Origin of the sequence: Pantoea sp. E2023-21 (assembly GCF_051302795.1) — a bacterium.
GTDB lineage: Bacteria > Pseudomonadota > Gammaproteobacteria > Enterobacterales > Enterobacteriaceae > Pantoea > Pantoea ludwigii_A.
This window is the reverse complement of sequence record NZ_CP195345.1, coordinates 190,788-209,940: the sequence shown is the minus strand read 5'-3', so window position 1 is coordinate 209,940 and position 19,153 is coordinate 190,788. Positions and strand designations below refer to the sequence as shown.

Annotated in this window: 19 protein-coding genes and 1 pseudogene; 11 read left to right on the top strand and 9 right to left on the bottom strand. The window is 54.0% G+C overall.

Annotated features, from left to right (window positions below; translation table 11 throughout):
- Positions 1–17 precede the first annotated feature (17 nt).
- Positions 18–905, top strand: a complete 888-nt coding sequence (yddG, locus tag ACRQ84_RS19985; RefSeq protein WP_483818356.1) for an aromatic amino acid DMT transporter YddG — start codon at positions 18–20, stop codon at positions 903–905.
- A gap of 158 nt (positions 906–1,063) precedes the next feature.
- On the opposite strand, the gene ACRQ84_RS19980 is transcribed toward yddG, so the two are convergent.
- Complete coding sequence (locus tag ACRQ84_RS19980) at positions 1,064–2,266, bottom strand: FAD-dependent oxidoreductase (protein ID WP_483818355.1); 1,203 nt, start codon at positions 2,264–2,266, stop codon at positions 1,064–1,066.
- Positions 2,267–2,677: 411 nt separating this feature from the next.
- Here ACRQ84_RS19980 and ycgZ point away from each other — a divergent pair, with 411 nt between their 5' ends.
- The 3 genes from ycgZ to ACRQ84_RS19965 all read left to right on the top strand — a co-directional run bounded on the left by ycgZ (position 2,678) and on the right by ACRQ84_RS19965 (position 4,158).
- Entirely contained in the window at positions 2,678–2,929 is a 252-nt protein-coding gene (gene ycgZ / locus ACRQ84_RS19975) for a regulatory protein YcgZ (protein WP_064739954.1), read from the top strand.
- 117 nt (positions 2,930–3,046) lie between these two features.
- A complete protein-coding gene (locus tag ACRQ84_RS19970; protein WP_064739953.1) occupies positions 3,047–3,337 on the top strand; it encodes a hypothetical protein in 291 nt (96 codons plus the stop codon).
- A gap of 284 nt (positions 3,338–3,621) precedes the next feature.
- Positions 3,622–4,158, top strand: coding sequence for a cysteine hydrolase family protein (locus ACRQ84_RS19965; RefSeq protein ID WP_483818354.1), 537 nt, complete (start codon positions 3,622–3,624; stop codon positions 4,156–4,158).
- A 46-nt stretch (positions 4,159–4,204) separates the two neighbouring features.
- Here the strand turns inward: ACRQ84_RS19965 and ACRQ84_RS19960 are convergent, their stop codons facing one another.
- From ACRQ84_RS19960 to ACRQ84_RS19945, 4 genes are all read right to left on the bottom strand, one after another.
- Complete coding sequence (locus ACRQ84_RS19960) at positions 4,205–4,555, bottom strand: DUF3147 family protein (protein ID WP_483818353.1); 351 nt, start codon at positions 4,553–4,555, stop codon at positions 4,205–4,207.
- Positions 4,556–4,584: 29 nt separating this feature from the next.
- The gene (locus ACRQ84_RS19955) at positions 4,585–5,448 is read right to left on the bottom strand and encodes a substrate-binding domain-containing protein (RefSeq protein WP_483818352.1); all 864 of its coding nucleotides are present in this window, start codon (positions 5,446–5,448) and stop codon (positions 4,585–4,587) included.
- 119 nt (positions 5,449–5,567) lie between these two features.
- Positions 5,568–6,212, bottom strand: a complete 645-nt coding sequence (locus ACRQ84_RS19950) for a LysE family translocator (RefSeq protein ID WP_483818351.1) — start codon at positions 6,210–6,212, stop codon at positions 5,568–5,570.
- Between the two features lie 152 nt (positions 6,213–6,364).
- On the bottom strand, positions 6,365–6,718 hold the full coding sequence (locus ACRQ84_RS19945; RefSeq protein ID WP_064739948.1) for a DUF1428 domain-containing protein: 354 nt from the start codon (positions 6,716–6,718) through the stop codon (positions 6,365–6,367).
- Between the two features lie 178 nt (positions 6,719–6,896).
- Here ACRQ84_RS19945 and ACRQ84_RS19940 point away from each other — a divergent pair, with 178 nt between their 5' ends.
- Complete coding sequence (locus tag ACRQ84_RS19940; RefSeq protein ID WP_483818503.1) at positions 6,897–7,583, top strand: RipA family octameric membrane protein; 687 nt, start codon at positions 6,897–6,899, stop codon at positions 7,581–7,583.
- Positions 7,584–7,894: 311 nt separating this feature from the next.
- On the top strand, positions 7,895–9,595 hold the full coding sequence (locus ACRQ84_RS19935) for an ABC-F family ATP-binding cassette domain-containing protein (protein ID WP_483818350.1): 1,701 nt from the start codon (positions 7,895–7,897) through the stop codon (positions 9,593–9,595).
- Positions 9,596–9,794: 199 nt separating this feature from the next.
- Here ACRQ84_RS19935 and ACRQ84_RS19930 read toward each other — a convergent pair.
- Positions 9,795–9,977: pseudogene (locus ACRQ84_RS19930) on the bottom strand (sigma factor-like helix-turn-helix DNA-binding protein); the annotation flags it as partial.
- A 183-nt stretch (positions 9,978–10,160) separates the two neighbouring features.
- Here ACRQ84_RS19930 and ACRQ84_RS19925 point away from each other — a divergent pair.
- Together ACRQ84_RS19925 and ACRQ84_RS19920 are read left to right on the top strand one after the other, a co-directional pair.
- Positions 10,161–11,336 carry an efflux RND transporter periplasmic adaptor subunit gene (locus tag ACRQ84_RS19925; RefSeq protein WP_483818349.1) on the top strand — a complete coding sequence of 392 codons (1,176 nt, stop codon included), beginning with the start codon at positions 10,161–10,163 and terminating at the stop codon, positions 11,334–11,336.
- Positions 11,333–13,270, top strand: coding sequence for a MacB family efflux pump subunit (locus ACRQ84_RS19920; RefSeq protein WP_483818348.1), 1,938 nt, complete (start codon positions 11,333–11,335; stop codon positions 13,268–13,270). Before ACRQ84_RS19925 ends, ACRQ84_RS19920 begins: the two co-directional genes overlap by 4 nt.
- A gap of 115 nt (positions 13,271–13,385) precedes the next feature.
- On the opposite strand, the gene ACRQ84_RS19915 is transcribed toward ACRQ84_RS19920, so the two are convergent.
- Positions 13,386–14,213, bottom strand: a complete 828-nt coding sequence (locus ACRQ84_RS19915) for a MurR/RpiR family transcriptional regulator (RefSeq protein ID WP_483818347.1) — start codon at positions 14,211–14,213, stop codon at positions 13,386–13,388.
- A 154-nt stretch (positions 14,214–14,367) separates the two neighbouring features.
- Here ACRQ84_RS19915 and ACRQ84_RS19910 point away from each other — a divergent pair, with 154 nt between their 5' ends.
- Positions 14,368–15,927: a PTS transporter subunit EIIC gene (locus ACRQ84_RS19910; RefSeq protein ID WP_483818346.1), complete on the top strand. Its 1,560-nt coding sequence runs from the start codon at positions 14,368–14,370 to the stop codon at positions 15,925–15,927.
- Positions 15,924–16,613 carry an N-acetylmannosamine-6-phosphate 2-epimerase gene (locus ACRQ84_RS19905; RefSeq protein ID WP_483818345.1) on the top strand — a complete coding sequence of 230 codons (690 nt, stop codon included), beginning with the start codon at positions 15,924–15,926 and terminating at the stop codon, positions 16,611–16,613. The genes ACRQ84_RS19910 and ACRQ84_RS19905 overlap by 4 nt, the downstream gene beginning before the upstream one ends.
- Before the next feature lie 146 nt (positions 16,614–16,759).
- Here ACRQ84_RS19905 and ACRQ84_RS19900 read toward each other — a convergent pair whose 3' ends face one another.
- Positions 16,760–17,893 (bottom strand): MFS transporter, encoded by a 1,134-nt coding sequence (locus ACRQ84_RS19900; RefSeq protein ID WP_483818344.1) that lies wholly within the window; start codon positions 17,891–17,893, stop codon positions 16,760–16,762.
- 138 nt (positions 17,894–18,031) lie between these two features.
- On the opposite strand from ACRQ84_RS19900, the gene ACRQ84_RS19895 reads away from it, so the two are divergent.
- Positions 18,032–18,781 carry an IclR family transcriptional regulator gene (locus ACRQ84_RS19895; RefSeq protein WP_483818343.1) on the top strand — a complete coding sequence of 250 codons (750 nt, stop codon included), beginning with the start codon at positions 18,032–18,034 and terminating at the stop codon, positions 18,779–18,781.
- Here the strand turns inward: ACRQ84_RS19895 and ACRQ84_RS19890 are convergent.
- Complete coding sequence (locus ACRQ84_RS19890) at positions 18,778–19,089, bottom strand: cupin domain-containing protein (protein ID WP_064739938.1); 312 nt, start codon at positions 19,087–19,089, stop codon at positions 18,778–18,780. The genes ACRQ84_RS19895 and ACRQ84_RS19890 overlap by 4 nt on opposite strands.
- Positions 19,090–19,153 lie beyond the last annotated feature (64 nt).

The following is a 19,153-nucleotide window of genomic DNA, read 5'->3' as shown; positions in this document are numbered from 1 at the left end:
ATATAAGGTGGCGGGTCATGCCCCAAAAAAGAGCGACGCTGATTGGTTTGATGGCCATTTTATTGTGGAGCGCGATTGTCGGACTGATTAAAAATGTCAGTGAAGGATTCGGTCCGGTGGGCGGTGCGGCGCTGATCTACAGCGCCAGCGCGATACTGCTAACCTTCACTGTGGGCCTGCCAAAACTGCGCACTTTTCCACGCAGCTATTTGATTATCGGCAGCGTGCTTTTCGTCTGCTACGAACTCTGCTTGTCACTCTCGCTGGGGTTTACTCACAGCGGTCGTCAGGCGATTGAAGTCGGCATGGTCAATTACCTGTGGCCAAGTTTGACCATCGTTCTTGCCGTGATTGTGAATCGGCAAAAAACCAATCCACTGATTATTCCAGGCGTTTTGCTGGCTGTTGCGGGTATTTGCCGCGTGTTGGGCGGCGATCACGGCTTCTCATTCAGCGAAATGGCCCGTAACGTGATGGATAATCCGCTGAGCTACGGTCTGGCATTGAGCGGCGCGGGTATTTGGGCGGTGTATTGTGTGGTCACCAGGAAAATTGCTAACGGCAGTAATGGCATTACGCTGTTCTTTATCTTAACCGCGCTGACGCTATGGTTGAAATTTGCGCTCTCTCCGCAGCCCTCATTTATATTATCCGCCGAGGTTTGGATCAGTCTGGCATTAGCCGCGATGGCGATGGGCTTTGGCTATGCCGCATGGAATGTCGGCATTTTGCATGGCAACGTGACAATTTTGGCCGCCGCATCCTACTTTATTCCGATCGTTTCCTCGATTCTCGCGGCCTTTATTCTGCGCTCGCATCTGACCGTTGCCTTTTGGCAAGGTACTGCAATGGTTAGTCTTGGCTCGTTGTTGTGCTGGTGGTCTACCCGAGGACAGAACACATAATACTTATCCTTAGAACAAAATTAACTCGTTGATCATTTCCTGCACAGCCAACGATCTGTTGCTACTATAGCGACGCAACACACAGCAATGCGTTGCTACGAGAATTTAAGATTGGTAACGTTTACCTGGCCCGCGTTTAGCGGGCTTTTTTTTGCCGGTTATAAATAACGCGGCTTTTCGCTGCGGAATCCAAGGCCAATTAAGCGACCAAACAGATGGCGCAGGAACGGAAAGCGACTAATCAACTGTGGCACTTTGCTCGGCGTGCTGCGTTTACGCTTATTACTGCTCATTTTGATTTGCAGAAATTGGGTCGCGACCGTCGGGAACTGGCGGCGCTGCTGCACCTTTTGCAGATCGCGCACTGTCACGCTGCCCTGCTGCAGCGGTTTGGTCAGGATATTGGCAGCGGCCACCGCATCCTGAATCGCCAGATTAACGCCAACGCCGCCAATTGGTGACATCGCATGTGCGGCGTCGCCAATACAGAGCACGCCGGGCTTCATCCACTGATCAAGACGATCGATGCGAATCGACAACAGCTTGAGCTTTTCCCATTCATCGACTTCCGCCATGCGTGCTGCACTGAACGGCGCAACCTGCGCCATGGAACTTTTTAGCGCATCTAATCCCGCTCGCTTTAACTCGTCGAACTGGTTTTTCTGTATGGTGTAGCCGCACTGCCAGTAATCACCGCGATCGATTACGATGAAATTCTGTTTCGGTCCTTTGTGGCCCATGCCCAACTGCGGATCGTCAGGATGTTTCTCCAGCCGGAACCACAACACATCGCGCGGAGAGCCGAAGCTTTTTCCGCTGAGCCCCGCTTTGGCTTTGACCTGTGATTGCCGGCCATCAGCGCCAATCACTAAAGAAGTGCGAATAATATGACGTTCGTTACCCTGTAACGTTTGCACACCGCTTATTGCGCCATTCTCATAAATGAAGTCGTCAAACGCAGTGGATTGCAGCAGGGTGAAACCGGGAAACTGGGCCGCTTTTTTCGCCAGGAAATTGAGGAAATCCCACTGCGGCATAAAGGCGATGAAGCGGCACTGCACCGGCAAACGCGAGAAATCCGCCATGGTGATCTCCTCGCCGCCCACTTCCGCCTGCAGCTTCTCGGCACGCTGATGCGGCAACGCCAGTAATTCATCGAGCAGACCGAGCTGGCGCATGATCTCCAGCGTTGAAGGGTGAATGGTATCGCCGCGAAAATCGCGCAGGAAATCGGGATGTTTCTCGATAACCACAACGCGCAATCCAGCACGCGCCAGTAAATACCCCAGCATTAACCCCGCGGGACCGCCGCCGACAATACAACAATCCGCGCTTGACGATTTTTCCTGTGTTGCCTGCATTATCTGCCTCATATCAATATGATAATGGTTATCATTTATAGCATAGGTTGATGCTAATGCGATGAAGCCAACATTAATGCCCACTGCACAGGCGGCACGGCAACGTTACGCTGCACGCGGGCACATCATTAACAACACCTCAACGTTGAGTCGTTTAGCGCAGAGATTGATCGCTGGGCAGCGCTAACGCCATCGATGGACGGCAGAGGTAACGTGCGGACGCTAAAAGCGTCCCTGATAAATGCATCGACTTAACGTCCATGCCTGCATTTTCCTTAAGTTATTGTTAACAATAAATTAGCACTTTTGGCCAAAGCATTGCGCCACTGATTCGCCATATTCCTGTACATATTAAATAAATTTGTATAAGTTTGTCCGCTAAAGTTATACGTTAACCTCGAGGATGGAACCATGCGTCAGGATCGTAACTTTTCCGCAGCGTCGGATGCTATTGCGCGCTACTTCAAAGAAGCCTCTTTGCCTTCACAGCAGGAAACGCTGGGGCAAATTGTGGTTGAGATTTTGCGTTCAGGGCGGACGTTGAGCCGTAAAGCGTTGTGCACCAAGCTGCTGTGCCGCATGGAACAAGCACGCGGGACTGAAGAGGAAATTCATTATCAGCAATTAATTGGCCTGATGTTTTCCGTTGAACGAGAATCCTAAAACAGGCGCTGTTGGCCTGAGAATTAACCAAGTGGCTTCCGCCTCATTCACCTGCTAGTAAGACTGAATCCACTTTGTTATTTGCCGCAGGTCTTCCGCGGTAACCAGAGAGAATCTATGTATAGAAGTGATGAAGAACGGCTCACCGACATCATCATGGGCGATGCGATTTTACAGTTGCTAAAAAAATCCGGCCCGGTTTCTACCCGCACGCTGCTTGAAAAGCTGCGCGTGATGGCATCAGTTGAACGCGATCCACCGCGGCAGCAAGCGCTGAGCCGAGCGATGTCTGAAGTAATGAGTCATATTGAAACGCCACAGTCGAGCGGCGTGGCGATCAAGAATACCGACAACGTGACGCATATTTTCCGCAATCGTGACGGTTCAGGTAATGGCACTAAGCATTGAGCTTCGGGCGAACGCTGATTAATCAACGTTCGCTCTTTCTTGCAAAGATGTAGACCCTTCTGTCTTGTTTTCTCCTGGCACTCTGTTAAATTCATCTTTTACAACGAATTTTTGCGAGCTTATATGTCTTACCTCAACGCGTTAACCACAGAGACCACCACCACCGCATTTGGCGGCGGCGTGTGTGCATCTGTAGCGAAGACATAAGCTCCAGCATCCTCAGCCCCGTTAATCACTGGACGGGGAATGGTCTCCGTTCATAGCATGTAGAAAGGAGACACACCATGCAGCCATCGCAACATAAAGCCTTGTTAGTCATTGATATGCAGAACGGGTTATTTCACGCTTCGCCAGCACCCTTTGCTGCACAATCGGTGTTAGCCAACATCAATCAGCTAATCGGGTTAGCCCATCAAGCGCATGCGCCCGTTTTCTTCGCACGCCACACTGGGCCGGAGGGTTCGCCGTTGGCCGAAAGTAGTCCGCTGACGCAGTTGATTCCGGAACTGCAAATTGATGCCGCCCGCGATCGGGTATTTGTGAAGAAATATCCCAACTGCTTTCGTGACACTGAATTACTGGCCGCGCTGAAAAATGCCGATATTAAAGAACTGGCCATAGTTGGGATGAAGACGGAATATTGCGTGGATACCACTTGCCGTGCCGCCGCTGACTTAGGCTATCGCGTTGCACTGATTGAGGATGGGCATACTTCTGTGGATAACAGCGTGTTAAGCGCCCGACAAATTATTGCACACCATAATCAAACGCTGGCCGGCCCCTTTGTGCAGCGGGTAGCAAGCGCGGCATATATATTCTGAGAAGTTAATCAATGAGGGCGAAAGCCCTCTTTTCGCTTGCATGCTATTACATCAGCGCAACGCCAAAGCGTTTAAGTAGCGTGGCCCAAAGCAGAAATAGCAGGATGGTGAGTACACAACTCGCCACCAGCGTCGGCCAGAATCCGAGGCGTTGATAGATAAACGGAAAGGCGATAAACATCGGCAAGGTCGGTACCACATACCAGAAGGTGTACCATGCGTGACTGGCAATTTTGGCCTGGCTTTGCCCTTCCAGCTTCATCCAGATCAGCACCAGCACCGTAACCAAAGGCAACGCGGCAATCAGTCCGCCAAGGCGATCGCTCCGTTTAGCCACTTCCGATATCAGCACCACCATGCCAGCGGTAATGGCATATTTGGCAATAAGCCACAGCATGCGGTTATCCTTCCGTTAATAGTTAACTATCAATGACGTATTGCGCATCCGCACTGCGACATTTCACCCGGCACATATTTGCCGTGATGGGAATGGCGCACCTGCAATTCCCCCTGCTGCCAGGCATTGCTGGCGTCAGCACGGTTTTCCAGCAAACGATTCAGCGCTTCACTCACCAGCAGATCACGGCGCTGCGACCAGCTGGTCAGATGCCAGGTCGACGCACGCGCTTCATCAACATCACCAAAGCCCACCACCGCGACATGTGCACCTTGCGCAAAATCGCGCACCGCTTGTAAGGCGCCGAATGCCAATACATCGCTTTCGCAGAACAGCGCATTAACGCGCTCGGCAGCACGGGTTTTTTTCAAGTACGCCATCATTGCCTGATAGGCCAGTTCACGATCGTTGCCACCGGCAGAGAGTTGGAGGGTAAGTTCTTTATGTTTGGCTTGCAGACTGGCGACAAAGCCCTCCATCTGGCGCACAGCCGCACGATGTTGCAGGCTGTGCATAAAGCCGAAACGTTGATGACCTTGCGACAGCAGCAATAAGCCTATCTCTTCGCCCGCGGTATAACCATCCGCCATCACGACGTTGGCTTCCGCGCTGGCGCTGTGGCTGAGATGTACCGTCGCGGCCTGCGGCAGAATATCTGCTGCCACGCGCAGTTCATCGCTAAACTGCGAGGTTAGAAAGACTAAACCGCCGATTGGAAGTTGTGCCGCGTGACGAAGCGCACTGTGATAGCTTTCGCGGGAATGAGCATTAAGCAGCAGCGTAATAAAGCCACGTTCATTCAGCTGCCGCGTGACCTCATCGAGTAGCTTGACGGTATTAGGATTGATAAATTCATTGCTGACAATGCCGACGATATTGGAATTTACGGCCATGGACTGACACTCCTGCAACTTAGCGTGCGGTAAATATTGGTAGGTAACAAAAGTCTGCATGCCACGTTACCCGAATATTCCGTTAGCGCCAATTGCTGGCCGTAGTTCCTTTTCTGATTTTATGAGCGACGCGTTAGCGCTAATCGAACGCCTAAACCAATAAAGGTGCTGCCCACCACACGGTCGAGCCATTTTTGCAGCATCACATTGCGCGACACCGCGCTGGCCGCGCTGCCAGCCACTACTGCAAAGCTGACATCAGTGATTAAACCGACGACAGCGTACGTCAGGCCGAGTAACAGAAATGAACTGGCATGATGATTACCATCGACCACCACGAACTGCGGGAAAAAGGAAATAAAAAATAGCAGTACTTTTGGATTGGTAATGGAAGTGATAAAACCGCGGACTAATAAATTGCGTGTATTGGAGCGTGGAATATCGTCTGGCTGTGTGTTCACTTCTTCACGACTGAAAAAGGTGCCCCATACCATTTTACTGCCCAGATAGATCAAATATGCCGCACCAATATATTTAATCACTGTAAATAACAGCGGTGAGGCCGTAATTAATGCCGTCAAACCAACGGCGCTAGCCAACGCATGTGTGCAACTTCCCAGCGCCACGCCACTCGCTGATATCACGCCGCTACGTCGCCCATTCGCTACGCTTTGTCCAACGACATAAGCCAAATCCGGTCCCGGTGTAATACACAACAGAAATACGGATGCGAGGAAAAGCGGAAAGTGGGTGATATCCAGCATTGTGGCTCCTTGTAGGTGATAAATAATGCCTGCACGTATCGTAGCGGCGCAATTAATTGTGCACAACAGCAGCCAGGTGCATGCGATCTTTAAAAATTAAACAGCGCGATAAATCGCGCCGCTACGGTTCACTGCAAGCCGTCATCGACCAGCTATTCCTCCAGCAATATCGCAAATCCCCCATAGATCATGCGTTTGCCATCGAAAGGCATATTTTCACCCATCTCCTTCATCCGCGGATCGGACATCATTTTGGCATTGGCGGCATCGCGAACTTCCCGCGAGGGATATTCGATCCAGCTGAACACCACCGTCTCGCCCTCTTCAGCGTTAACCGCACGATAGAAATCAGTCTGTGTGCCGGCGGGAACATCGTCGGCCCAGCACTCAACGATTCGCGTCGCGCCAAACTCTTTAAACAGCGGCGCCGCTTTGGCCGCCATGGCACGATAATCCTCCTTATTGGCTTCCGGCACCGCTACGACAAAACCATCAACGTACGACATAGCTATTTACCTCGTCGTCATCTACGCGGTCAGTAATAACCGCCAGATAATTGTATGAATGATGTGCAATACCCGCCGATGTACAGATGAATAATTGCGCGCTTACTCGCAGAATCTGCGCGCGCCAGGCGATTTACGTTACACTGACGCCTTTGATCGTTATGTCACCGAGAAATCTATGCGCATCACCATTGAACCGGCCGACCAGCCCTTTATTCACCGCTTGTTGGGTGAAGAGATTGAGAGTATTGACACCACCGCCACCGAGGCCACGCCGTTACAGCAGGCGCTGCACTGGGCTCGTCAGCAGAAGAATCACGAAGCCGATCTCGACTGGAGGCGCAACGCGCTGTTTCTGTTGTTGTTTGTGTTTTTATATGCCGCGCTCGGCGCGTCATTAACGCTGGATCTCACACCGCAGGTTTCCAGCCATAAAAGCCTCGCTTACGCTCTGGAAGCCGTGCCGGTACTGATCGCTTTTTCTGGATTATTTATCTCGTTGCTGTATGTATTTTTGACCCGCAGCGGCGCACGTCGCTTGCGTAATTGGGAACACGGCATTTTTGTGCTGGAGAAATACAGCGGCACCAATCTCAGCCGGCAAATTAATGATATGGGATCACGCACCACCCATTATTCGCAGTCGGCTATTAATGTTGCGCTAGCACTGTTTATTTGTGTGACCTGGGTGGTGATGTACAACTATTTTACCTTTACCACCAGCGGCGTGATTGGCAGCGTTATTTCGTTATTTATCACCACCATGACTTACGTCATTCTGGATATTCAATTGCTGAAATCGAATTCCTCCATCGCTATTGATGAACCGCTGATTCCGGCTGAAGACGAGAAAGAGCAGCCTTGATGGTTGCCCCACGCAGCGTCACCCGACGCTGCGCATTTAACACTGGCATAACATTTCCGCTCGCATTATCATCATCCAATTCATTCCACTACTGATAACTAAGGAGGATTACTATGCCCGCGTGTGAATTGTTTATTTACTCACACTTTTATAGTAATTGGCCGCGTTCAGGCATTTCCGCACTCGTGCTGCGATAATCCGTCCTGAGCGAAGTTCACAGAAAATCTAATCTCTTCCCTCCGGCTTACCGGGTTGTCGTCAGCGATTTCTGACGTCAGGCTTTTTTGCGCCTGCAACTTATGAGTAAGCACATGAGCACTTTACTATCCGCACACGCTGTCGGCTTTGATAACGCCTTTGGTACCCTGTTTCACGATATTCATTTCAGCCTAAAAAAAGGCGATCGCATCGGCTTGCTGGGTGATAACGGCACGGGCAAAAGCACTTTATTGAAAATTCTCAGTGGCGAACTGGAAGCGAGTCACGGCAGCGTTACGCCGGCTAATCACTGTTTGCTGGCGCGCATTGAGCAGCATCTGCCAGCAGAACTGCACAATGCGTCGCTGCTGGAGGGGGTGATGGCGCATGTGCCAGTGCAGGCCGATCGCTGGCGGGCCGAAGCGCTGCTGGGCAGCCTGGGTTTCACCGCCGAGCAGCAAGCACACACTGCGTCAACCCTGAGCGGCGGTCAACATATGCGGCTGCTGCTGGCGCGTGCGTTGATTCTGCAGCCGGATCTGCTGCTGCTCGATGAACCCAGCAACCACCTCGATCTGCCGACGCTAATATGGCTGGAGAATTTCCTCAACGGTTGGAACGGCAGCTTCGTTTTGGTCTCGCATGACAGCACCTTGCTCGATCGGGTGACCAACTGCAGCTGGATTCTGCGCGATCGTGGCCTGCAATGCTTCCGCTTACCGTGCAGCGCCGCGCGTCAGGCGCTGATCGAGCAGGATCAAGCCGATGCGCAGCGTTATCAGGCCGAGCAGAAGGAGATCGGTCGCGTCGAGCAAAGCGCCAAACGTCTGGCGATGTGGGGCCGCACCTACGATAACGAAGGTTTATCGCGTAAGGCGCAGCAGATGGAGAAGCGCGCCAGCTGGCTGAAAGAGGCTCAAACCACGCTAAGCGAAGGATCGCTATGGCGGCTGCAGCTGCACGGTGAAGCATTAGATGCCGATCGCGTGTTGGCATTGCCCGAACTGTCGATTCGACCGGCCGATGACGCGCCTGCGTTGTTTTCATTGCCGATGCTGCAGGTGAAAAGTGGCGATCGCGTGGCGATTGTTGGCCGCAACGGTTGCGGTAAATCGTCGTTGCTGCGGCATTTGTGGCGTGAATATCAACAAACAGATAGCGCGCTGTTTCATCCTCGTGCGCGCCTCGGTTATTACGATCAAAGCCTGCATCAATTACACGATGCGGAAACGCTGAGCGATGCGCTGGCACATTTTGCGCCGCTCAGTGATGAACAGCGCAAAATGGCGCTTATCGGGGCCGGTTTTCCTTATCTGCGTCATCAACAACGGATTGGTTCACTCAGCGGCGGCGAACGTTCGCGCTTGCTGTTTGTGGGGTTAACGCTGGCGCGCCATTCGTTGTTGTTGCTCGATGAACCCACCAACCATCTGGATATGGTGGGTAAAGAGGAGCTGGCGGACGCGCTGAATCAGTTCGAGGGCGCGGTGTTGTTGGTGTCGCATGATCGTCAGTTAATCGCCAACTGCTGCACCCGCTTTTGGCTGATTGAAGGTCAGCAGCTTGGCGAGTGGCATGATTTTGATGCAGTCACCGCGCGCATGCGTGCTGAGCAACCGCTAGCAACGTCTGGCTCAGCTGCACCGCCTGCAACCGCCATAGCGCTGGATGAGGACGCTCTGCTACTGGCGTTACTGGAGGTGGAAAGCAAGCTGGATGAAGATCTCGCGCGAAAGCCGAAGCATCAGAAACCGGCGTTGCAGGCGCAGTGGCGTGAGGAGATTGCGTTACTACAAACCCAACTCGGCCTGTAAGGCGCAACGGAAAGCACGCATTGTTGCGGCGCCATGTATTACGCGATAAATCGCGCCGCGACAAAATGTGCAGTAAACCTTACGCCAGCATCGCCTGTATTAACGCCTGCGCGGTCTTTTTCAGCTGCTGCGCAGGATTTCGGCCAATCAGCACAAATTGATATCCTGCCTTATGCCACCAAACCACATTCATTCCCTGCCGTTTCTCCTGTGCTGTCGGCCGCGCTGTGATTGCGCTGGCTAAGGTGATGCGTGCCGCCGCGAGGCGGCTCATGATGGTGCCCATTGGTACCGCCAGCGTATCGGCGGCTTCCTGATAGGTGAAGCCTTCCACGTAAGCGTTGCGTTGCGCTTCGGGCAGCTGACTCACGCGCAGCATCATGGCGTGTCAGCGCTGAGACAAAAAGTGACTCAGATAAACGGTAAACAACTCAGCCCGCGTTTTTATTCGGAAAATAATTCAATCTTTTTTCTACGAACGCGCGTTGCTCAGCCTTTTCTGCCGAATTTTCTCCTGTTTGTGCGGTTTAGTGATTATGATTCTCGCTTCATAAAAGGGACGCTTATGCTGAATATCTCAAAAAGGTGGCTGCTCGCCACACTCGCCGCTGTCATTCTTCTGCTGCTGATCTGGCATTACGCCGGTTCGCGCAGCAAACCCAACGCGGTGGTGACCGCCGAGGTGCGCGTGGGCAATATCGAAAACGTGATTGCCGCCACGGGCAAAATGGATGCGGTCGAGCGCGTTAACGTCGGTGCGCAGGTCTCCGGTCAGGTTAAAAAACTCTATATCAAAGCGGGCGATAGCGTCAGCAAAGGTCAGCTGATTGCCGAAATTGACGATCAGCCCCAGCGCAGCGATTTGCGTAATGCGCAAGCCGCGCTCAGCGTCGCGCAGGCAGATTTGGAAACCCGTGAAGCGACGCTGCTGCGGCAGGATGCGCAATTCAAACGTCTGCAGCAGATGATCAAAACCAATGCGGTGTCGCGCCAGGATTTTGATGAAACGGCAGAAGCCTGGAGCATGGCGCGCGCGGAGCTGACGGCGCAAAAAGCGCGCGTGATTCAGGCGCAAATTGAAGTAGATAAGAAACAACTCGATCTTGGCTATACCCGCATCATGGCACCGATGGATGGTACGGTCATCGCCATCGTCACTAAGCAAGGCCAAACGGTGAATGCGGTGCAAACTGCGCCGACCATTGCCAAACTGGCGCAGCTCGGCACTATGACGATTAAAGTGCAGATTTCCGAAGCGGACATTAATAATGTGCAACCCGGTCAGCAGGCGTGGTTCACCACTTTTTCCAATCCCGACAAACGTTATAACGCCACGCTGCGCAGCCTCGAATTAGCCCCTGAATCAGTGATGAAAGATGATGCGCTGATGGGCAACAGCGAAAGCACGCCGAGCAGCAGCACCAACGCCGCGGTCTATTACAACGCCCTGCTCGATGTGCCTAATCCGGATAATGCGCTGCGTATCTCCATGACGGCGCAGGTCAACCTGCTGCGGGATTCCGTCAAAGACGCCTTGCTGGTGCCGGTGCAGGCGACCAGGAAAGATGCGGACGGCAACACTTACGTAGACGTTCCAGACCAGAATAACCAGCCGATAAAACGCATCATCACTACCGGCATCACTGACAGCGTGGATATTCAGGTGCTGAGCGGTTTGAAAGCGGGCGAGAACGTGATCCTGGCCACCCAGACGGCGGGCAGTGACAAGGTGATGATGTGAATATCATCGAACTGAAAAACATTCAACGCAGCTATGTTAACGGTTCGCACTCCCTGCATGTGCTGAAAGACATCAACCTGACTATTGCCAGCGGCGAACGGGTGGCGATTATCGGGCCGTCCGGATCAGGTAAATCGACGCTGCTGAATATTCTCGGCTGCCTTGATGCACCTGACAGCGGTGACTATTTGATTGGCGGCCAGAACACCGCCACGCTGTCACCGGATGCGCTGGCGCAAGTGCGGCGCGAGCATATCGGCTTTATCTTCCAGCGCTATCATCTGATGCCGGATCTTAGCGCGTTGAGCAACGTCGAAATCCCATCGATCTATGCCAATTTTCAGGGCAAAGCGCGGCTGGCGCGCGCAGCGGATCTGCTGGCGCGTTTGGGTCTGCAAGGGCGCGAGCATCATAAGCCGGGCGAGCTGTCCGGCGGCCAGCAGCAGCGCGTCAGTATTGCCCGCGCACTGATTAATGGCGCCGAAATCATTCTTGCCGATGAACCAACCGGCGCGCTGGATTCGCAGTCCGGCGAAGAGGTGCTGCGCATCCTGCACGATCTCAATCGCGAAGGTCACACGGTGATCATCGTGACGCACGACATGAAAGTGGCGCAGCACGCCGATCGCATTATTGAGATTAAGGACGGCGAAATTTTTGCCGATAGCGGCTGCAAACACGATGCCACCCGCGCGCAATACGTGCCCGCTGCGCGTAAAAGTCAAAGTAAACTGCGCGGCTTCCTTGACCGACTGCGTGAATCACTACGTATGGCGCTGAATGCGATGAACGCGCATCGGTTGCGTACCGCGCTGACCATGACCGGGATAATTTTTGGCATCGCGGCGGTGGTCACGGTGGTGGCACTCGGCCAGGGCGCGCGGCAAAAGACGCTGGAGAGTATTTCCGGTCTCGGTACTAATGTGGTGTCGATCTATGCCGGTGGAGATTTTGTTGAAGATGAAGCGAATCCGGTGCTAACGCTGGTGATGGCGGATGCGGAAGTGATTGCACGCCAGCAGTTTGTTGCGGCGGCCAGCCCGGAGATGATTGTCAATCAGCCGATTCGCTATCTCTCCAATGCCTCTAAAACCTCGGTATACGGCGTAGGCAACGGGTATTTCCAGATTCAGGGGATCAAGCTGCGGGAAGGAAGTAACTTCAGCGATGAACGTCACGCACGTCAGGAGATCATCATTGATACCAACACCCGCAATAAACTGTTCGGTGAACACGGTGAAAGCCCGATTGGTAAGATGATCGTGCTGGGTTCCGTGCCGGTGCGCGTGATCGGTGTGGCGGATAATAACGATGGCATGTCGCCCAATCGCCTCAGCGTGTGGCTGCCGTGGAGCACCGTGATGTATCGCATCAGCGGACAAACCGCGCTAACCAGCATCAGCATTAAGCTGAAGGACGATGTGGTGAGCGGCCCAGCGGTAGAATCATTGACGCAGTTGCTGACTGCGCGTCATGGCACCAAAGATTTCCTGGTGTTCAACCGCGATAAATACCGTAAAGCGATTGAAGATGCTGCGGCAACGTTAACCTTGTTGATTTTGCTGGTGGCCTCGATTGCGCTGATGATTGGCAGCATTGGCGTGATGAATATCATGCTGGTGTCGGTGACGGAACGTACGCATGAAATCGGCGTGCGTATGGCGGTGGGCGCGCGGCGCGGCGACATCATGCAGCAGTTTATGATCGAAGCGGTTTTAGTCTGTCTGGTGGGCGGATCGCTTGGCGTGGCGTTGGCGCTGGTGATTGGACCGATTATCAGCCTGCTGGCGGGCGGCATGATTACGGCGATTTTCTCGTGGCAGTCAGCGGGCGCAGCCTTTGCCTGCTCCACGCTCATCGGTATGATTTTTGGTTATCTGCCCGCGCGCAAAGCGGCACGTATGGATCCGGTGGCGGCATTGGCGAGCGAATAAATAGCCTATCGGCACGCTTTAGTCGCGGCGCGATTTATCGCGCGCTTTTGACCTGTTCGCGCCGGTAAAAACGCGCAGTAGATTGCGCCGCTAAAGTATGTGCCGTTCTTCGGCCTTAAATTAGCATCGGCAATGTCGCGGTTGCCGTTTGCTGGCTGGCCGCCAGATAGCTGGCATCATGCGTCATCAATTCGCTAATCAGCACCTCCACTAGCAACATGGCCCCCACTTTGCCGCTCAGCGCGCCAGCGTTGAACGGGCCTTCGGGCCGCGCGGCCACCAGCAACATATCGGCTAAGCTGCCCATCGGGCTGCGCAGCGTGTTACTGAGCATCAGTACGCGCGCGTTTTGCTTCTTCGCCACCTTCACCACATGCATCACATCTTTGGTCGAACCGGAAGCGGAGATGGCGATGACCAAATCGCCCTCTTTCAACGTCGAGGCATTCATCGCCGCGCGGTGCATATCACCAAATAGCTGCGCCGATTTACCCAAGCGCAGCAGGCGATAATGCAGATACTCACCGGTAATCGCGCTGGCTGCCACGCCGTAAATCTGGATGGATTTAGCCTGATGCAGCGCTTCAACCGCGTGCTGAAGCACCTCGCGATTGATAAATTTTCCGGTATCACGCAGCGCCTGCACCGTTTCTTCGACCAGCATGTCGATGCTGTCACCGCTGGCGATGGCGGCGGGCTGATTGTGTTGCACATCGAGCGCCAGCGCCATTTTAAATTCGGTGTAGCCCTTACAGCTTAAATGGCGGCACAGGCGCGTCACGCTCGCTTCACTGGTGTCGGTTTCGCGCGCCAGTTCGGTGATGGTGAGATACAGCACTTTTTGCGGGTCGGTGAGGATGAAATCGCCCAGCTTTTGCAGCGTGGGACTGTAGCCCGGCAAGCCCTGGCGCAGGTGCAGCAAGATGTTTTCATTGTCCGTCATGGCGGCCTTCCTTCTTCACGACATTGATGGCGCACAGTGTGCAGCAGATCAGGGCATAAGTGAAAGCTATCACAATAATGATGGAAATTTTCAACTAATGAATTAGATTGTGGTAATAATTTTTACCACAACATTACTTCAGGGATAAAAATTTATGTCATCATTGTTCAGCGGTGCCTCTTCGGGAGGTTGGTTCGAAAAAGCCCAGCGTTTTGGCAAGTCGTTTATGTTACCGATTGCCGTGCTTCCAGCTGCCGGTATGCTGCTGGGCATTGGTGGCGCATTGTCCAATCCCAACACCATCAAAGCCTATCCGTTCCTGGATGTCGCCTGGCTGCAAGGTGTATTCACCATCATGGCCAGCGCCGGTTCGGTGGTATTTGCCAACCTCGCGGTTTTATTTGCGGTGGGCGTAGCGGTGGGATTAGCGAAAAGTGACAAAGGCACCGCTGGGTTGGCCTCGTTGCTGGCTTATCTGGTGATGAACGCCACCATCAATGCGCTGCTGACGCTCACCGGCGTGCTGGCGCAGGGCAATCTTAGCGCTGTGGGACAAGGCATGGCGCTTGGCATTCAGACGCTGGAAACCGGCGTATTTGGTGGCGTGGTGATCGGACTGGTGACGGCAATGCTGCATAACCGCTACAACAAGATTGCCCTGCCGCAGTTTCTCGGCTTTTTCGGTGGCTCGCGCTTCGTGCCGATCATCAGCTCCTTCGTCGCTATTCTGGTAGGCGCGGCGATGACCATTGTCTGGCCGCACTTCCAGAAGTTGATTTTTGGCCTGGGTGGTTTGGTGGACGCCACGGGTTACTTTGGCACCTTTATTTACGGCTTCGTGCTGCGCATGCTTGGCCCATTCGGCCTGCATCACATTTTCTATCTGCCGTTCTGGACCACCGCGCTCGGTGGCAGTGAAGTGATTAACGGACAGTTAGTGGAAGGCACGCAGCGCATCTTCTTCGCCCAACTTGCCGATCCCAATACGCAACAATTCTACCTTGGCACCTCACGCTTTATGTCAGGTCGCTTCATCACCATGATGTTTGGTTTGATCGGCGCGTGTCTGGCGATGTATCACACCGCTAAGCCGGAAAACCGCCAGCGCGTCGCCGGTTTGCTGCTTTCAGCCGCGCTGACCTCGTTCCTCACCGGTATCACCGAACCTATTGAGTTCTCGTTCCTGTTTATCGCGCCGGTGCTGTATGTCATCCATGCGCTGTTTGATGGGCTGGCGTTTATGATCGCCCACATTCTGCACATCACCATTGGCCAAACCTTCTCCGGGGGCCTGATCGATTTCATCTTGTTCGGCGTATTACAAGGCGAAGCGAAAACCCATTGGTGGTATGTCCCGCTGGTTGGCGTGCCGTGGTTCCTGCTCTATTACTTCACGTTCCGTCTGCTGATCACCCGCTTCAATTTCAAAACGCCGGGCCGTGAAGACGCCAGCAACGAAACCACGCCGATGATCGCCGGAGAGCGCCCTGTGCAAGTGATAGCTGCGCTGGGTGGCAAAGAGAACATCGCCGAACTGGATTGCTGCGCCACCCGCTTGCGCATCACGCTGAACGATAGCAGCAAGCTCGATGAAAACGCATTAAAAGCCACTGGCGCACGCGCGGTGATCCAGCGTGGCAAAGGCGTGCAGGTGATTTATGGCCCGCACGTCACCATTATCAAAAACGAAGTTGAGGAGTTACTTGCGCTATGAAAGCACCGATGCTGGCCCAGATTAAGGGAAAACTGGTGGTCTCGTGTCAGGCTCTGGAAGATGAGCCGTTACACAGTCCGTTTATCATGTCACGCATGGCGTTGGCGGCCATGGAAGGCGGCGCAGCCGCGATTCGCGCCAACAGCCTGATCGACGTGCAGCAGATTATGCAAACCGTGGCGCTGCCGATTATCGCTATTATCAAGCGCGACTATCCTGGCAGCGATGTCTACATCACCGCGACGTTGCGGGAAGTAGATGAGTTGATGGTGGCGAATCCGGCGATGGTTGCGCTGGATGCCACGCGGCATATGCGTCCCGGCGATTTGCAGCTTCCTGCACTGGTGGCGGCGATTCGTCAGCGCTATCCGCACCTGCTGCTGATGGCTGACATTGCCACGGTGGAAGAAGCGCGTCAGGCCTCCGCGTTAGGTTTTGATTGCGTCGGTACTACGCTGCACGGTTACACCGCAGAAACCCAGGGCTGCTCTTTAGCCACCGATGACTGCCGCTTTCTGCGCGACGTTTTGGCTGCTGTAAACGTGCCGGTGATCGCTGAAGGGAATGTGGAAACGCCGGCAATGGCGGCGGATTGTCTGGCGCTGGGTGCGCATGCCGTGGTGGTTGGCGGCGCGATTACCCGCCCGCAACAGATAACACGCCGCTTTGTGAATGCCATAAGTTAGATACAAGGTGCCTTTATTGGGCACCTTGCTTAAGGTTATCCACAATCCCCGTGCGTAGATTCCCCGTTATCCTGTGGATAAAACGCGCCTCGCGCCACCCAGCGCCCGATGCACGCATGCGGTTACTTTTCGCACGATTGTAAAAATCACGTGGTGGCTGAGCGACCCACTTTTCCCATGGCAAAAACGTTGACTGCCGCTAACAATGCGGCGGCAGCAAAGGCCATCACGAAACCGCCGGGCAGATACGCCATAAAGGCCGCAAGAAACTGGCCGGAAAAAATCGCCATTGATAAACGCGCCAGCTGGCGGCCTCTTTCCTGCGGCTGGCTAATTTCAACCGTCATGTGATTAACCAGCGGAATCGACAGCCCAAATCCCATGCCCAATAAAATACCGCCCGGAATAAACAGCACCATATTTGGCGCAGCGGCAAACTCCAGATGTGCCAGCAGATAGCAGACAAATGCCATTACTAAGGTTGGGTAACTGCCGAAGCGCTGCGACACGTCCGGCATGATGGCGGCTGCCAGCACTGCCACCAGCGAAACAAATGAGAGAAAGTAGCCAATGTGCGCAGCATCAATGCCCATCGCCGCAAAGCGTTGCGGCAGCATAATCACTGCGGTGAAAAAGCACACCATCGAACAAAGTGCGGCGCATAATACCGGACGCAGCGGGCGATCGCTGTTACCCGCCTGCTCATCCACAGACAACGTCGCGGCTTGCAGCGGCTGACGTGGCACAGTGAGCATCACCAGCAGCAACATAAGCCAGGCGAAAAGATAAAGGAAGTAAGGCCAGCGCCAGCTGATGGAGGCCAGAATGCCGCCAATAAAAAGAAACAGTACGCCACCTATTTCGATAGACATACCTTGCCGCGCCATCATCGCCAATCGCGCTTCTCCGCTATAAAAACTGGCGATCATGCTGGTGCCCGCCGCCATCACCACCGCGGTGGCGCAGCCCAACAGCAGACGATCGATAATCTGCGGCAGCGCGCCAGGCAGCCACGCGCCTGCGACGCCGAAAAGGCCGTAGCAAAATAGTCCGATGAGCAAAAGTGAATAAGCGCCCCACCGATCGATAGCACGTCCCGCTAACGGACCCGCCAGCACCACGCCGAGCGAAGGTAACGTGACCAGCCAGCTCGCCAAATGCGAAACGCCAAGTTGCGCTGCGATTTCGCTGAGTCCGGGCACAATCACGCAACCCACCATAATGGTCAGGCAACTGACCGCTAATAACGTAAATGCGCCGGTAGGTTTAAGGGATGACACAACCCCTCCTTTTATCCGTATAATGGACATTAAAACCGAATGTTGGACGCTAGTGTTGTGCGAATCCGCTATGCTGTCAATCGCTGCACGCCATCGTGCTATAGTGTTGACAGCGTAAACGCACGGAATCCTTAAAAAATGAGTGTGGAAACAGAAACTAACGGATCACAGGTGATCGCGCGGGCCGCGACAATTTTGCGCGCGCTGGAAGATCGTCCGGCAGGATTAACCATGTCTGCTTTGGCAAAAATCACTGAACTGCCGCGCACCACAGTGCATCGGCTGGTGAGCTCGCTGATCGCCCAACAACTGTTGTTGCAGGATAGTGATGGCATCAAACTGGGTCCGGCGCTGGCTCGCCTCGCGGCCTCGGCGCATACCGATATCATTGCGCTGGCGCAACCGGCGATGGCAACCCTAGGCCGACGCACGCGTGAAACGGTTGATCTCTGCGCCTGGCGCGGCAGTCATACCGTGTTGGTGAGCCAGTTTGTTTCCGATCAGGAGCTGCGCGTCGCGTCGCCAGTGAGTACCGCGTTTCCCTCGCACTGCGCGGCACACGGTAAAGCGCTACTGGCGGAACAGACCGACGAGGCTGTGGCAACATGGTTGCCACAACTTAAGGATGTGCGTACCGAGAAGACAATCCAGGATCGTCAGGCATTGCTGCAAGAGATCGCCGTTACGCGTCAGCAAGGTTATGCGGTGGATCGTGAAGAGCATGCGCGCGGGGTTTGCGGCATCAGCGTGGCGCTGCAAACCGGTACGGGTGAACGTTATGCGTTAGCGATTGCTGTACCGGCGTTGCGTTTTGATGAGCATTTCGCACATTTACTGGCGTCGCTGCTACAGGCAAAAGCGGAGATTGAAGCGTTAGTGGCGCGCTAAACTGAATCTTCTTTTTCAATGACCAACACGCGCGCTTCACCTTGTGGGTGCGCCACGTGCTCGGTACCGATGCTGGCGTAAAAAATGTCACCGCTATTGAGCAGCACTTTCTTTACTTCACCCGCTTCGCGGTAATGCATCTCTACCGCGCCATCCAGCACCGCAAACACTTCCTCACCATCATTGATGTGCCATTTGTAAGGTTGATTGGTCCAGTGCAAACGCACGCTGGTGCCGGCGAAGTTGGCGATGTCTAACGCATCCCAGGCTTTAGCAGGAGAGAAGTTTTTGCTGACGTAGGTTTTCATGCGATATCCGTATGGAAGAGAACTGTGTTGATGATACACACAGCGCCTGCGTAATACGGGACAT